13 protein-coding genes and 1 tRNA gene are annotated in these 13,490 nt (G+C 72.9%); 9 read left to right on the forward strand and 5 right to left on the reverse strand.

Annotated elements, in window-relative coordinates:
* Nucleotides 1-42 precede the first annotated feature (42 nt).
* Nucleotides 43-2,739 carry a S8 family serine peptidase gene (locus BRM3_RS15090; RefSeq protein ID WP_318152408.1) on the forward strand — a complete coding sequence of 899 codons (2,697 nt, stop codon included), beginning with the start codon at nt 43-45 and terminating at the stop codon, nt 2,737-2,739.
* Nucleotides 2,740-2,843: 104 nt separating this feature from the next.
* Here the strand turns inward: BRM3_RS15090 and BRM3_RS11810 are convergent, their stop codons facing one another.
* On the reverse strand, nt 2,844-3,317 hold the full coding sequence (locus BRM3_RS11810) for a tRNA (cytidine(34)-2'-O)-methyltransferase (protein ID WP_263593500.1): 474 nt from the start codon (nt 3,315-3,317) through the stop codon (nt 2,844-2,846).
* Between the two features lie 127 nt (nt 3,318-3,444).
* Between BRM3_RS11810 and BRM3_RS11815 the strand changes: the two genes are divergently transcribed.
* Nucleotides 3,445-3,530 (forward strand) — tRNA-Leu (locus BRM3_RS11815).
* Between the two features lie 288 nt (nt 3,531-3,818).
* Here the strand turns inward: BRM3_RS11815 and BRM3_RS11820 are convergent.
* On the reverse strand, nt 3,819-5,078 hold the full coding sequence (locus BRM3_RS11820) for a YibE/F family protein (protein ID WP_263593501.1): 1,260 nt from the start codon (nt 5,076-5,078) through the stop codon (nt 3,819-3,821).
* Between the two features lie 78 nt (nt 5,079-5,156).
* Here BRM3_RS11820 and BRM3_RS11825 point away from each other — a divergent pair, with 78 nt between their 5' ends.
* The 3 genes from BRM3_RS11825 to BRM3_RS11835 are packed head-to-tail and all read left to right on the forward strand — an operon-like array spanning nt 5,157 to nt 8,364.
* Complete coding sequence (locus BRM3_RS11825) at nt 5,157-6,419, forward strand: phospholipase D-like domain-containing protein (RefSeq protein WP_263593502.1); 1,263 nt, start codon at nt 5,157-5,159, stop codon at nt 6,417-6,419.
* Between the two features lie 14 nt (nt 6,420-6,433).
* Nucleotides 6,434-7,396 carry a Gfo/Idh/MocA family protein gene (locus BRM3_RS11830; RefSeq protein WP_263593503.1) on the forward strand — a complete coding sequence of 321 codons (963 nt, stop codon included), beginning with the start codon at nt 6,434-6,436 and terminating at the stop codon, nt 7,394-7,396.
* A complete protein-coding gene (locus tag BRM3_RS11835; protein WP_263593504.1) occupies nt 7,387-8,364 on the forward strand; it encodes a Gfo/Idh/MocA family protein in 978 nt (325 codons plus the stop codon). The genes BRM3_RS11830 and BRM3_RS11835 overlap by 10 nt, the downstream gene beginning before the upstream one ends.
* Before the next feature lie 37 nt (nt 8,365-8,401).
* Here the strand turns inward: BRM3_RS11835 and BRM3_RS11840 are convergent, their stop codons facing one another.
* Nucleotides 8,402-8,905, reverse strand: a complete 504-nt coding sequence (locus BRM3_RS11840) for a prepilin peptidase (RefSeq protein ID WP_263593505.1) — start codon at nt 8,903-8,905, stop codon at nt 8,402-8,404.
* A 75-nt stretch (nt 8,906-8,980) separates the two neighbouring features.
* Between BRM3_RS11840 and BRM3_RS11845 the strand changes: the two genes are divergently transcribed.
* A complete protein-coding gene (locus BRM3_RS11845; protein WP_263593506.1) occupies nt 8,981-9,502 on the forward strand; it encodes a DUF6328 family protein in 522 nt (173 codons plus the stop codon).
* A gap of 21 nt (nt 9,503-9,523) precedes the next feature.
* Here BRM3_RS11845 and BRM3_RS11850 read toward each other — a convergent pair whose 3' ends face one another.
* Nucleotides 9,524-9,760: a DUF5703 family protein gene (locus BRM3_RS11850; protein ID WP_263595457.1), complete on the reverse strand. Its 237-nt coding sequence runs from the start codon at nt 9,758-9,760 to the stop codon at nt 9,524-9,526.
* Nucleotides 9,761-9,899: 139 nt separating this feature from the next.
* On the opposite strand from BRM3_RS11850, the gene BRM3_RS11855 reads away from it, so the two are divergent.
* The 3 genes from BRM3_RS11855 to mshC are packed head-to-tail and all read left to right on the forward strand — an operon-like array spanning nt 9,900 to nt 12,417.
* Nucleotides 9,900-10,238 carry a DNA primase gene (locus BRM3_RS11855; protein WP_263593507.1) on the forward strand — a complete coding sequence of 113 codons (339 nt, stop codon included), beginning with the start codon at nt 9,900-9,902 and terminating at the stop codon, nt 10,236-10,238.
* A gap of 6 nt (nt 10,239-10,244) precedes the next feature.
* Nucleotides 10,245-11,123 carry an undecaprenyl-diphosphate phosphatase gene (locus BRM3_RS11860; protein WP_263593508.1) on the forward strand — a complete coding sequence of 293 codons (879 nt, stop codon included), beginning with the start codon at nt 10,245-10,247 and terminating at the stop codon, nt 11,121-11,123.
* 25 nt (nt 11,124-11,148) lie between these two features.
* Nucleotides 11,149-12,417, forward strand: a complete 1,269-nt coding sequence (gene mshC / locus BRM3_RS11865; protein ID WP_263593509.1) for a cysteine--1-D-myo-inosityl 2-amino-2-deoxy-alpha-D-glucopyranoside ligase — start codon at nt 11,149-11,151, stop codon at nt 12,415-12,417.
* Between the two features lie 34 nt (nt 12,418-12,451).
* On the opposite strand, the gene BRM3_RS11870 is transcribed toward mshC, so the two are convergent.
* A complete protein-coding gene (locus BRM3_RS11870; RefSeq protein WP_263593510.1) occupies nt 12,452-13,342 on the reverse strand; it encodes a PAC2 family protein in 891 nt (296 codons plus the stop codon).
* Nucleotides 13,343-13,490 lie beyond the last annotated feature (148 nt).

The raw sequence follows: 13,490 nt of genomic DNA on the forward strand, positions 1-13,490 counted from the left end.
CCGGGTCCCCCCGCCCGGGTCTCATCCCCCAGGAGACTCCTCATGTTCGGACATCCCGTGCGCCTCGTGCGCAGGCAGCGCCGAGGCGCCCTCGCGGCCGTCGCCGGCGCCGCCCTGATCGCGGCGGGCCTCGTCGCGCCGCCCGCCCTCGCCGAGGACGACGTCACCGACCTCGGCACCGCCTCCGACCACGGCGCCGAGGCGCCCGCGCTCGACGACACCCGCCTCGACGGCTCCGACACGGCCGTCAGCGGCAAGTACCTGGTGCAGGTCGCCGGGAGCCCCGAGGCCCAGGGCGGCGCCCGCTCCCGCCTGCAGTCGGCCCAGCGCGACGTCGCCGACGACGCGGAGGCCGCCGGCATCGACCTCGCGGTCGAGACGACCTACACCCGCGCCTGGAACGGCATGGCCGTCGCGGTCGACGACGCCGACGTCGGCAAGCTGCGCGCCCTGCCGGGCGTCGAGGGCGTGTTCCCCGTGCTCCAGGTCGCCCTGCCCGACGAGCACGACGCGTCCCCGCAGGACGAGTACGCCAATGCCATGACCGGCGTCGACCAGGTGCAGAAGGTCGACGGTCTCGACGGCAGCGGCATCACCGTCGGCATCATCGACTCCGGCGTCGACTACAACAACCCGGACCTGGGCGGCTCGGGCACCGACGACGAGCGGCGTGACTTCCCCAACGCGCGGGTCACGATGGGCTACGACTTCGTCGGCGACGACTACGACTCCTCCCAGGACGGCGCCGCGCACGCCCCGCGACCCGACGCCTATCCCGACGACTGCGGCGGCCACGGCTCCCACGTCGCCGGGATCGTGGGCGCCGAGGGCGAGGTGACGGGCGTGGCCCCGCACGTCTCGCTCGCCTCCTACCGGATCTTCGGCTGCGAGGGCACGTCGAGCTCCGACGTCATCCTCGCGGCGATGGACCGCGCGTACGCCGACGGCGTCGACGTGGTCAACATGTCCCTCGGCGCCTCGTTCATGACGTGGGGCGACTACCCGACGGCGCAGGTCGCCGACGAGCTGACCGCCAAGGGCGTCGTCGTGGTCGTCTCCGCGGGCAACGAGGGGGAGTCCGGGACCTTCTCGGGCGGCGCCCCCGGTGTCGCCTCGGACGTCATCACGGTCGGCTCGGTCGAGAACTCCCACGCCCGCAGTCCGTACTTCACGGTCGGCAAGACCAAGATCGCGTACACCGCCGCCACGGCGGCGCCGGCGCCGCCCACGAGCGGCAAGGCGCCGCTCGTGTCCGCCGGGCCCGAGTCCGCGGACGCGGCGGCTCCCGTGCTGGGCTGCGACCCGGCGACCGTGCCCCGGGCGACCGGCACGAAGCAGGCGCTGCTCGTCAAGCGCGGCACCTGCTCGTTCTACGACAAGGCGAAGAACGCCCAGGACGCCGGCTACGCCGCGCTCGTGATCCACAACAACAGCGCCGGCGTGATCGCCGCGACCGTCGAGGGCGCCGAGCCCATCACGATCCCCGTCGTGACCATCACGCAGGCCGACGGCGCGCTCCTGCAGGAGCGCATCGCGTCCGGCTCGCCGAAGCTCACGTGGGCCGCCGACCAGGTGGTGCTGCCCAACGCGGGAGCCGGTCTGATGTCGTCGTTCTCGTCCTACGGCCTGACGGCGGACCTCACCCTCAAGCCGGACCTCTCGGCCCCCGGCGGCCAGATCTGGTCGACGCTCCCGCTCGAGGAGGGCGGCCACGGCTCGATGTCGGGCACCTCGATGGCGGCACCACACGTCGCGGGCGCCGCGGCGCTCCTGCTGCAGGAGCACCGCGCATGGAGCCCCGCGCAGATCAAGGGCGCGCTCGTGAGCACGGCCGACCCCATGGACTGGTCGCTCGAGCCCGGTGCCGGCTACCTCGAGCCGGTGCACCGTCAGGGCGCCGGGCTGCTCGACATGGTCGAGGCCGCCGCGACCTCGACCTCGATCGCACAGCCCACCGTCTCCCTCGGCGACAGCGCCGACGGCGGCCACAGCGTGACGGTGCGCGTGCGCAACGACGGGGACACCCCGAAGACCTACAGCGTCGGCGTGCGCCAGGGGGTCGCGACGGGCGGCTCCACGAGCGACCCGAGCTTCGAGGTCGCCGACGCCTCGGTGCGTCTGTCGGCCCGGACGATCACCGTCCAGCCCCACCGCGCCGAGCCGATCACCGTGCGCATCAGCGAGGACTTCGGCGAGGACGGCATCATCTACGGCGGCTGGATCGAGCTGACGAGCGCCGACGAGGATCTCTCGGTGCCGTTCGCCGGGCTCTCGGGCTCCTACAAGAAGCTCACGGTGCTGACCGACCAGGGCATCGGCCTGCCGTCGCTCGCGAGCGCGGACGCCGCCGGCGATCTCTCGCTCGTGGGGGAGGGCGCGACCTTCACGATGAGCGGGAACGACGTGCCCCACCTCGTCTACCACCTCGAGTACCCGGCCCGCCGCATGGAGGTCGTGGCGTACCACGCCAAGGCCGACGGCACGAAGGGCAAGCTCGTGAACCCCGCCGTGGGGCAGGTCGCCTCCGAGGACTTCCTGGGCCGCGACACCGACTACGAGGTGTTCTCGTGGGACGGCTCGTACCCGAACAAGAACGACAAGCTCAAGCAGGTCAAGGACGGGCAGTACATCCTCGAGCTGCGCGTGCTGAAGGCCTCGGGAAGCGCGTCCCGGGCCAAGGACTGGGAGGTGTGGACCTCTCCGGCGTTCACCGTCCAGCGCGGCGGCGACCAGCAGTGACGGCAGCAGGCAGGTGACGGCAGCGGGCGCCTGAGCGCCTGCTGCCGGACTTGCCCGTGGCGGCGGCAGGGGGAGCCCGGCTCCGCCTGCTGCCGCCGGCGCGTTCAGGCGGCGGGGCCCGCTCCCGCGTAGCCGAGCTGACGCCACGCCTCGTAGACCGCGATCGAGGCGGCGCCCGCGAGGTTCAGGGAGCGGCGGGCGGGCAGCATCGGGATCCGCACCCGGGCGGTCACGCGCGGGTGCGCCATGACGTCCTCGGGCAGTCCCGTGGGCTCGGCGCCGAACAGCAGCACGTCGTCCTCGCGATAGGCGACGTCGGCGAAGGAGAGCTCGGTGTGCGAGGTGAAGGCGAACACGCGCGCGCCGGGCACCGCGTCGAACGCGGCCTCGATGTCCGCATGCACGGTCGTGCTCGCGAGATCGTGGTAGTCCAGGCCCGCGCGGCGCAGCTTGGCGTCCTCGAGGTCGAAGCCGAGCGGCTCGACGAGGTGGAGATGGCAGCCGGTGACGGCCGACAGACGGATCGCGTTGCCGGTGTTCCCGGCGATCCGGGGCTCGTGGAAGATGACGTGGAGCATGCCCCGATCCTCCCATGACCAGGCGCGATGTGATGGTCTTCACTGTCTGCGCGCTCGGGCCCTCCCTGGTGCGGGACCGCCCCGGGGGCGTGCTAAAGTCGTGGAGTCGCACGGCGTGCGGCCACCTGTCCGGGTGGCGGAATAGGCAGACGCGCTAGCTTGAGGTGCTAGTGCCCGTATTAGGGCGTGGGGGTTCAAGTCCCCCCTCGGACACCGATGTGGGATCGTGGAATGCGATTCGCACGAAGGGCCCCGGTTCTCACCGGGGCCCTTTCTCGTGCGCCCTGGATCATTGCGAGGGGTCGGCGGTGAACTCGGCCGGGACCGGGCCGATCGGTGCTGTGAGGCCGCTCGCGGACCGTGGTCGCACGATGACGGTCCGCCAGCGGGATCTCCCTGCGCCCAGCCCCTCGGCGGGGCACCGACGTGCCTGTCGAGAGGCCTCGCCGATCGCGGCGTGAGCTGACCCCCAGCACCGCGGCCGCAGCACCGCGCCTCGGCTCAGTACCGGGCCAGGCGCTCCTCGATGCCGACCCGGGCCTCGCGGCGGCGCGACGGCGTGCTGGCCAGGAGGGCGGCGACGGCCGTCGTCAGCGGGATCGCGAGCACCAGGCCGATCGACGCGACGAGGGTGCGGAACACCTCCGCGGCGATCTCGCCCGAGGCGAGGGTGTCGAGCAGGGAGCGGTCGATCGTCGAGGCCAGCAGCAGCACGGGCAGCGCGGAGCCGATGTAGGCGTACGCGAGGGTGTAGACCGTCGAGGCGATGTGGTCGCGGCCGATGCGCATCGCCGAGGCGAAGACCTCCCAGCGCGAGCCGTCGGGCATCGCCGCGCGCAGCTCCCACACCGAGGAGGCCTGCGTGATCGTGACGTCGTTGAACGCCCCGAGCCCGGAGATGATGACCCCGGTCAGGAACACCGCGGCCAACGAGATGCCGGGGTCGGCGCCGAACAGCATCTGGGCGGTCTCCTCGTCCGAGCCGGTCATGCCCGCGGGCCGGCTCGAGACCAGCGCGATGAGCACCGTCACCGCGACGCCCCCGAAGGTGCCGATGAGCGCCGTGGTCGTGCGGATCGACACCCCGTGCGCGATGTAGACGCTCGGGAAGATCATCGCCCCGGCCGCGACGAGCGCCACGAGCACCGGGTCCTCGCCCGCGAGGATGGCCGGCAGCAGGAACCAGACCACGATCGCGACGCCGACCGCGAGCCCCACGACCGCCCGCAGCCCGTTCCCACGCGCCACCACGGCGACCACCACGAGATAGGCCAGGAACAGCAGCGCGAGAGGGATCGTGCGCTGGTGGTCGAAGTAGGTGTAGATCGGGGCGGCGGGCTCCTGCGGCGACGCGGAGACGTTGTCGCCCTCCTCGTCGTCGCCGATGGCCGCGGCCGCGTCCTGGATCGACAGGACCCGGATCCGGTCCCCCTCGTGGAGCGACGCCATCACGTCCGGCGTCACCTCCACCTGGATCGACTCGTCGTGGATGGCGGCGGACCGGCCCACGACCGTGACCGTCGAGGAGGTCGAGGGGTCCGTCGTGTCCGGGACGTCGGTGACCGTCGCGTCGAGCAGCTCGGCGCCCGGGGCCAGCAGCGCGCTGCGCGGCACGTCCGAGCTGTGCGGCCACAGACGGATCAGCCCGACGAGGGTGCCGGCGAGCAGCGCGAGCGCGATCAGGACGATGATGAGGCGGGAGGCGCGCGACGCGCGCACCGGCGCGGTGGAGCCGTGAACGTGTGAGTGGCCAGTGCCCATGGCGGCCAGGGTAAGCGCACGACGGGGTCGCCGAGACCACGCCGCCACGCCGGCTCGTCCAGCCCGTAGGCTGGCACGATGACGAATCCCCCCAGCACCGCCCTGGCCCGAGCACGCCGATTCGCCGCGAGGACGGCCCTGGTCGGGGCCGGGAGCCTGCTCGCCGCGCAGCTCGCGGTGGTCGGGACCCTGGGCACGGTCGACGCCGTCAAGGAGCGCGGGCGCAAGAAGCGCGACGCCCCGCGCCCGGGCACCTTCCACGCGCAGGTCGAGGACTCAAGGCTGAGCGTGTACACCTCGGGCGACACCCTGTACGACGACATGATCGAGGCGATCGACGCCGCGCAGACGTCGATCCAGTTGGAGACCTTCATCTGGAAGGGCGACGAGATCGGCCAGCGCTTCCTCGACGCCTTCAACCGCGCCGCCGACCGCGGCGTGCGCGTCCATGTCATCTACGACGGCTTCGCGAACCTCGTCGTGCGCCCCTCCTTCTTCCGGCAGTTCTCCGACCGGGTCGACGTGTGGCGCATGCCCGTGGTGCGGTGGCGGTTCTGGCAGGGCGTGATCCGCCACACCGGCGTCAACCACTCCAAGATCCTGGTCGTGGACGACGCGATCGCCTTCGTCGGCGGCTACAACATCGGATCCCTGTACGCCCGTCAGTGGCGCGACACGCACGTGCGCGTGGTCGGGCCCGCCGTGTGGGGGCTGCGCAACTCGGTCTCCCGCAAGTGGAACGCCGACCGCCGCCGCGACGACCAGATCGCCTGGGTGCCCGCCCACAGCTGGGAGCCCGAGGTCCGGGTCGCCTCGAACGTGCCCCTCCAGCTCGTCTACCCGATCCGCGGCCTCTACCTCACCGCGATCGAGCAGGCTCAGCACCACATCTACATCACGACCCCGTACTTCGTGCCCGACCAGCAGATCCTCGCCGCGCTCGTCGACGCCGCGCGCCGCGGGGTCGACGTGCGGGTGATCCTGCCCAAGGAGTCCAATCACATCGTGGCCGACTGGGTGTCCCGCGGCTTCTATGGGGAGATGCTCGACGCCGGGATCACGATCCTGCTCTACCGGGCCGCGATGATCCACGCCAAGACCGCGACGATCGACGGCCAGTGGTCCACCGTGGGCACCGCCAACATCGACCGCCTCTCGCTCTCCTTCAACTACGAGACCAACGTCGAGATCATCGATGCGAGCTTCGCCGCCGAGATCGAGAAGATCTTCGCGGCCGACTCGGAGCACTGCGACGTGCTCACCTCGCCCGACTGGCGCGACCGTCACCCGATGGCACGGGTCGCCGAGGCGATCCTGTCGCCGCTGCGCACCCTGCTGTGAAAGGCTCATCCACCATGGACCTGCGTGTCGGCATCATCGGGACGGGCGGGATCTCGCACGCCCATGCCCCCGGCTGGACCGAGATCGGCGCCGAGCGGCACTGCTACAGCGTCGCGGGCGCCCCGGCGTTCGCGGAGCGCTTCGGCGCGACGGTGCACGACACGCTCGAGAGCCTCCTGTCGGCGGTCGACGTCGTGGACGTCTGCACTCCGACCGCGACGCACCCCGAGCTCGTGCACGCGGCCCTCGACGCCGGTCTGCACGTCGTCTGCGAGAAGCCGCTCGCCCTCACGGGCGAGGACGCGCACGCCATGGTCGAGCACGCCGAGCGGGCGGGCCTGCGGCTGCTGCCCGCCCACGTGGTGCGCTACTTCCCGCAGTACGCCGCCGCCCGGCGGGCCGTCGACGAGCACCGGATCGGCAGGCCCGCGGTGCTGCGCTTCGAGCGCACCGGGTCCTTCCCGACCCAGCCGTGGTTCGGCGACGAGTCGCAGTCGGGCGGCATCGTGATGGACCAGATGATCCACGACATCGACCAGGCCCTGTGGTTCGCGGGTCCGGCGACGAGCGTGCACGCCCGCCAGTCCGTCGCCCCGTCCACCGACACGGTGCGCACGGCCCACGTGATCCTGACCCACGCCTCGGGGGCGATCAGCCATTGCCGCGGTCTGTGGGGCGCCCCCGGCACGGCGTTCCGCTACACCTTCGACATCGCGGGGGAGACCGGGCGGCTCCGGTACGACTCCGCGGCGGACGCGGGCATCGAGTTCGATGCGGTCGCCGCCGCCCGCCGGGACACGGGCGACGGGTTCCTGCCCGACGTCGAGACGATGCGCAGCCCGTACGTCGAGGAGATCGTCGAGTTCGCCGCGGGCGCCGGCGCCCGGGTGACGGCCGCCGACGGGGCACGCGCGGTCGACGTCTCGCGAGCGGCCCTGGAATCCCTGCACACCGGACGGAGCGTCGCATGCCGCTGAAGATCGCGATCATGAGCTGCGCGCACCCGCACGCGGCCGGGTACACGGCGCACCTCGAGGGACGCGAGGACGTCGACGTCGTCGTCGCCGATCCCGACGGCTTCGCCGACGTGCCCGCCGCGCGCGTGGTGGGGACCGTCGACGAGGCGTGGCGGGCCTGGCCGGAGGGCCCGGACGCGATCGTCGTGACGAGCGCGAACGCCCACCACCGCGACCTCGTGCTCGAGGCCGCGCGGCGCGGCGTGCACGTGCTGTGCGAGAAGCCCCTGGCCACGTCCGTCGCGGACGCCGAGGCCATGGTCGAGGCGTGCCGCGAGGCCGGCGTCGTGCTCATGACGGCCTTCCCCGTGCACTTCGCGCCCGCCGTCGCGGCGCTGCGCGGCGCGATCGAGGACGGCTCGCTCGGCGAGGTCATCGGCTTCACCGGCACCAACAACGGCAAGCTCCCGAGCGGCCGGGACTGGTTCACCGACGTCGACCTCGCCGGCGGCGGCGCCATGGTCGACCACACCGTGCACCTGGCCCAGATCCTCGACACGATCATGGGGCCGCCCGCGAGCGTGTACGCGACGACCAACCGCATCCTGCACGCCCCCCGCGCAGGCGAGGGCGCGGAGACCGGCGGCCTGGTCACGCTCACCTATCCCTCGGGCGTGGTCGCCACGATCGACTGCTCGTGGTCGCAGCCGGACGACGCCCCCACCTGGGGCGGCCTCACGCTGCAGGCCGTCGGCACGGGCGGCCAGCTGCAGATCGACGCCTTCGCCCAGCACGTCGGCGGCCCGGGCACCTGGATCCCCTACGGCGTCGACACCGACGCGATGCTGCTCGACGCCTTCGTCGACGCCGTGCGGTCGGGTGAGACGGCCGAGCCCTCGGGCGAGGTCGGGCTGCGGACCGTGCGCGTGGTCGCCGCCGCGCAGGAGTCGGTGCGGACCGGCCAGGTGGTCGAGCTGCCCGGCGCCTGAGCCGGGCCGGAGGCCCTCCTCGCGCGAGAGGCCCTGCTCACCCCGCCCCGAGCGCGGCGCGCACGAACGGGGCGCCGACCAGGCCGAGCAGGGGAGCGGAGAGCAGCACGGGCCCGTAGGCGAAGCGCGCGCTCGCGTCCCGGGTGGCCGCGAGCAGCACGATCCCGACCGCCCCGCCGACCACCGCGATGCCCAGCAGGGCCGCGACGAGCACGTCCCAGCCCAGGGCCGCGCTCGTCGCGAGCGCCGCGGGCGCCGTCTTGGCATCGCCCATGCCGAGCAGCTGCGGGCCGACCGCCGCGATCGCGAGACCCACGAGCGCCGCGACCAGCCCGATCGCGATCGCGAACAGCACCGCCGGGCGCGCGGGCGCCGCGAGAGCGGCCGTCGCAGCGAGCACGAGCAGCACGCTCGCGGTGAGGCTCCCCACGAGGCGGTTGGGCAGCCGGTGCTCGCGCACGTCGACGACCGAGAGCGCGACCGCGTGCGGCGCGTACACGACGAGCAGCGCGACGACGGCGAGCAGGGGCAGGGCGGCCACGGCCCGATTCAAACAGACCGGGCCGTCCGCGCGGGCACGCTGTGGACGAGCGAGGGCCTCCCTACACTGGCCGCCATGGCATCCCATGACGACCGCGGGAGCGAGGACGCCCGCCGCGACGCCGCGGCCCCGCCGCCGCACTACGAGCGCGACGAGCCCCGGTCCGTCCAGCTGGACCGGAACTGGAACGAGCTGCTGCAGGAGATCCGGGTCCTCCAGACCAGCTCGCAGATCCTCGCCGCCTTCCTGATCGTGCTGCCCTTCCAGTCGCGCTTCGACCAGCTCGACGCCTTCGAGGTCGGCTGGTACCTGGGCCTGCTCGTGCTCGCGCTCGTCATCGTCGCGCTGCTGCTGACGCCCGTGAGCGTGCACCGCGCCCTGTTCCGCCGCCTGGAGAAGGACGAGATCGTCGATGCCGCCAACCGGGTCGTGCGGGTGGCCCTCGTGCTGCTCGCCCTCCTGCTGGTGGGAGTGGCCGTGCTCATCTTCGGCTTCGTGCTCGGGCTCGGGGCGGCCGCGATCGCAGGCGGCGCCCTGCTCGTGCTCGCGCTCGGCCTGCAGCTGCTCTACCCCCGGATGCTGCGCCGCGGGCGTTGACCGGCAGCGGCCGCGCCGATCTCAGAACAGGTCGACGGCGTCGAGCGTCGAGCGCACCCGGATGATCCTCCGGCGCAGCCACACCTTCTTCTCGCCGCCGATGTACACCCGTGTCCGGGCGAGCTCCCAGCGCCCGTACTCGGCCTGCTCGGCGAGGTTCGAGCGCACCGACGCGAGGGACTCCCGGCGGGGGATCGTCACGATCTGGTACTCGTAGTCCTCCGAGGTGCGGCCCTTCTCGACCGGCAGATCCGGCATGCCGGAGGGCGAGGAGAGGACCTGGACGGCGGCGCGCGGGTAGCGCTGAGGTGACGAGGTCACGAGCGGGGGTCTCCTTTTCCCGACGACGGGTGCGGTGGCTGTCCATTGTGCGCCCCGACGGGGTAGGTTTCCCACCATGAACACGGATCCGCGGACCGCCCTCGCAGCCCTGATCAACGCCCTCGAGCGCCACTACGAGGCGAGCGCCGCCTCGCGCGGGGACGACGACCCCGCGCTCGACGCGGCGACCGAGCAGCTGACGACCGCGTTCGACGCCTACGACGACGCCCTCTTCGAGGCGTACGACGTGGCGACCCCCCTGATCGTCTTCGACGGCGACGACGAGGACGATGAGGAGGACGACGACGAGTTCGACGACTTCGACGATCTGGACGACGAGGACGACGACCTCGACGACGACGAGCTCGAGGACGATGACGACTTCGACGACGAGGACGACGACGACCAGCGCTGATCGCCCATGACCCTCCTCACCGCCGTCCTGCTCGGCCTCGTCCAGGGCCTGACCGAGTTCCTCCCCATCTCCTCGAGCGCGCACCTGCGCGTCGTCGGCGAGCTGCTGATGCCGGGCCGCGAGCCCGGCGCCGCCTTCACCGCGATCATCCAGCTGGGCACGGAGACCGCCGTGCTCCTGTACTTCTGGCGCGACATCGTGCGCATCATCTCGCGCTGGTGCCGGGCGCTCGTCGGCCGCCTCCCGCAGTCGGACCCCGACGTGCGCATGGGCTGGCTCGTCATCATCGGCTCGATCCCCATCGGGGTGCTCGGCCTCCTCTTCGAGGACCAGATCGACCACTCCCTGCGCAACCTGTACATCACCGCCGTGATGCTCATCGCCTTCGGACTCCTGCTCGGCGCCGCGGACCGCTTCGCGCCCCAGAAGAAGGAGCTCACCGACCTGACCGTGCGCGACGGCGTGCTGTTCGGCTTCGCGCAGGCGCTCGCGCTGATCCCGGGCGTCTCGCGCTCGGGCGGCACCATCACCGCGGGCCGCCTGCTCGGCTACGAGCGCCCCGCCGCGACCCGGTACGCCTTCCTGCTGGCCGTGCCCGCCGTGTTCGCCTCGGGGCTCTACAAGGCCTACCAGGAGGTCCCGCCGCTGCTGAGCGCCGACGGTCGGGCCGCGGCGGCCGCCGCCGGGGAGCCCTCGCTCGTCGCGATCCTGGTCGCGACCGTCGTCTCCTTCGGCGTGGGCTACGCCGTGATCGCCTGGTTCATGCGCTTCATCGAGCACCGCTCGCTCGCCGTGTTCGTGATCTACCGGGTCGCCGCCGGGGTGCTGCTGCTCGTGCTGCTCGGCAGCGGCGTGATCGACCCGCTGGCCGGCTCGACGTCCTGAGTCCGCCGACGGCTAGGATCGACCGGTGATCGCCTGGACCAGCCCTGCCGTCGAGCCCCTTCCCGCGAGCGGAAGGCTGCCGCGCCTGCACGACACCCGCACCGGTGAGGTGCGCGAGGTGAGACCGCTCGTCGAGGGCCACGCCCGGCTCTACGTGTGCGGCATCACCCCCTACGACTCGACCCACCTCGGCCACGCCGCGACCTACCACGCGGCCGACCTCATGCGCCGGGCCTGCCTCGACACCGGCCTCGAGGTCTCGTTCGCCGAGAACGTGACCGACGTCGACGACCCTCTGTTCGAGCGCGCCGACCGCGACGGCGTGCACTGGGAGGACCTCGCCCGTGAGCAGTCCGAGCTGTTCGCCGGCGACATGGAGGCGCTGCGGATCATCGCTCCCGACACCTACCGCTCCGTCTCCGAGGCGATGGACGAGATCGTCGCGACCGTCACCCGCATCGTCGAGCGCGGCCGCGCCTACCAGGTCCCGACGCCCGAGGCCGAGGGCGACGACTGGTACCACGACCTCTCGATCGACGGCACCCTCGGCGACGTGTGCGGATGGGACCGCGAGCAGATGGCGGCGGTCTTCGCCGACCGCGGCGGGGACCCCGAGCGGGCCGGCAAGCGCGACGCCTTCGACCCGCTCCTGTGGCGCGCCGCCCGCGAGGGCGAGCCGTCGTGGGACGCCCCGGTGCTGGGCCGGGGACGCCCGGGCTGGCACGTCGAGTGCGTGTCGATCGCCGAGGAGGGGCTCGGCCTGCCCTTCGACGTGCAGACCGGCGGCAGCGACCTGATCTTCCCCCACCACGACATGAGCGCCTCCCATGCCGCCGCGCTCGGCTCGGGCTTCGCGACCGTCTACCCGCACGCCGGCATGGTCGCCTACGAGGGCGAGAAGATGAGCAAGTCCCTCGGCAACCTCGTGTTCGTCTCCCGACTGGTCGCCGCGGGCGTCGACCCGATGGCGATCCGCCTGGTGCTCATGGCCCACCACTACCGCAGCGACTGGGAGTGGACCGACGACGAGCTCGTCACCGCCCAGCTCCGGCTCGACGCCTACCGGGCGGCGGCCGCCGCGGAGGGCGCCGCGGACGCGACCGTCGTCGAGCAGCTGCGCGACGCGCTGCGCGACGACCTCGACACCCCGCGCGCCCTGCGCATCCTCGACGCGTGGGCCGAGCGGGTGCGCTCGGGCTCCGCCGCCGGGCCGCGGCAGACGGGCACGCAGGCCGCCGAGGACGTGGCCGCCGCGCTCGACGCCCTCTTCGGCATCGCGCTGGCCACCGCCTGAGGCGGACCATCTGTCACCGCGCGGTGCGGCGACCTCACTCCTCGTCGCGGCGGCGCCGCAGGAATTGCTCGAACTCGCGGGCGATCGCGTCGCCCGTCGCGTCCGGGAGCTCGGCCGCGTCCTGCGCGCGCTCGAGCCGCTGCACGTACTCGGCGACGTCGGGATCGGTGCGGGCGAGCTCGTCGACGCCGCGCTGCCACGCCGCGGCCTCCTCCTCGAGGTCGCCGAGCGGGACGGGGGAGGCGATCTCGCGCTGGAGCTCCCGCACGAGCGCGAGCACCGCCTTGGGCGAGGGATTCTGCGAGACGTAGTGGGGGACCTGCGCCCACACCGTGACGGCCCGCAGCTGCGCGGTCACCGCCATCCGGCCGAGCACCGAGGGCACCCCGATCGGCCCCTCGTAGGCGTCCTCGCCCGCGGGCTCGTCCAGATCCGGCTCGTCGGACGACGACACCGGCAGGGGACGCGTGTGCGGGGCGTCGGCGAGCAGCGCGCCGAGCGTGACGACCGTCGACACGTCGTGGCGGATCAGCAGCTCGATCACCTCGGCGCAGAAGGTGCGCCACCGGGTCGAGGGCTCCGGCCCGCGGACCACGACGATCTCCGGTCCGCGCGGCGGCGTCACCAGGTCGAGCTCGGTGTCGGGCCATTCGATCACCCGGGTGCCGTCCTCGCGCGTGGTGAGCAGAGGACGGTTGACCTGGAAGTCGACGTACTCCTCGGAGGCGACGGTCGCGAGATGACGGTGGGGCCAGACCTCGAGCAGGTGCTCGATCGCCCCGGTCGCCGCCTCGCCCGCATCGTTCCAGCCGCTGAACGCCGCGACCGCGATGCGACCGGGCGAGGAGCGGGCGTCGTCCGCGGGGGTCGGCACGTCCTGGGGATCCGGGTGGCCGGAGTGGTCCGAGCCGTCCGCACCTGGCATCTGCATCCCTTCTCACGCCTCCATCCGTCGCGCACGGGCGCGATCCGACCCGGTCATCATAGGCCCGCAGGGCGCGCCCCCGGGATCCTCCCGGACGGCACGGCTATGCTCGCCGCGCCGACGCGCGGCGCTCCGCCGTCGCGTCCGC

This window comes from Brachybacterium huguangmaarense (genome assembly GCF_025725725.1).
GTDB lineage: Bacteria > Actinomycetota > Actinomycetes > Actinomycetales > Dermabacteraceae > Brachybacterium > Brachybacterium huguangmaarense.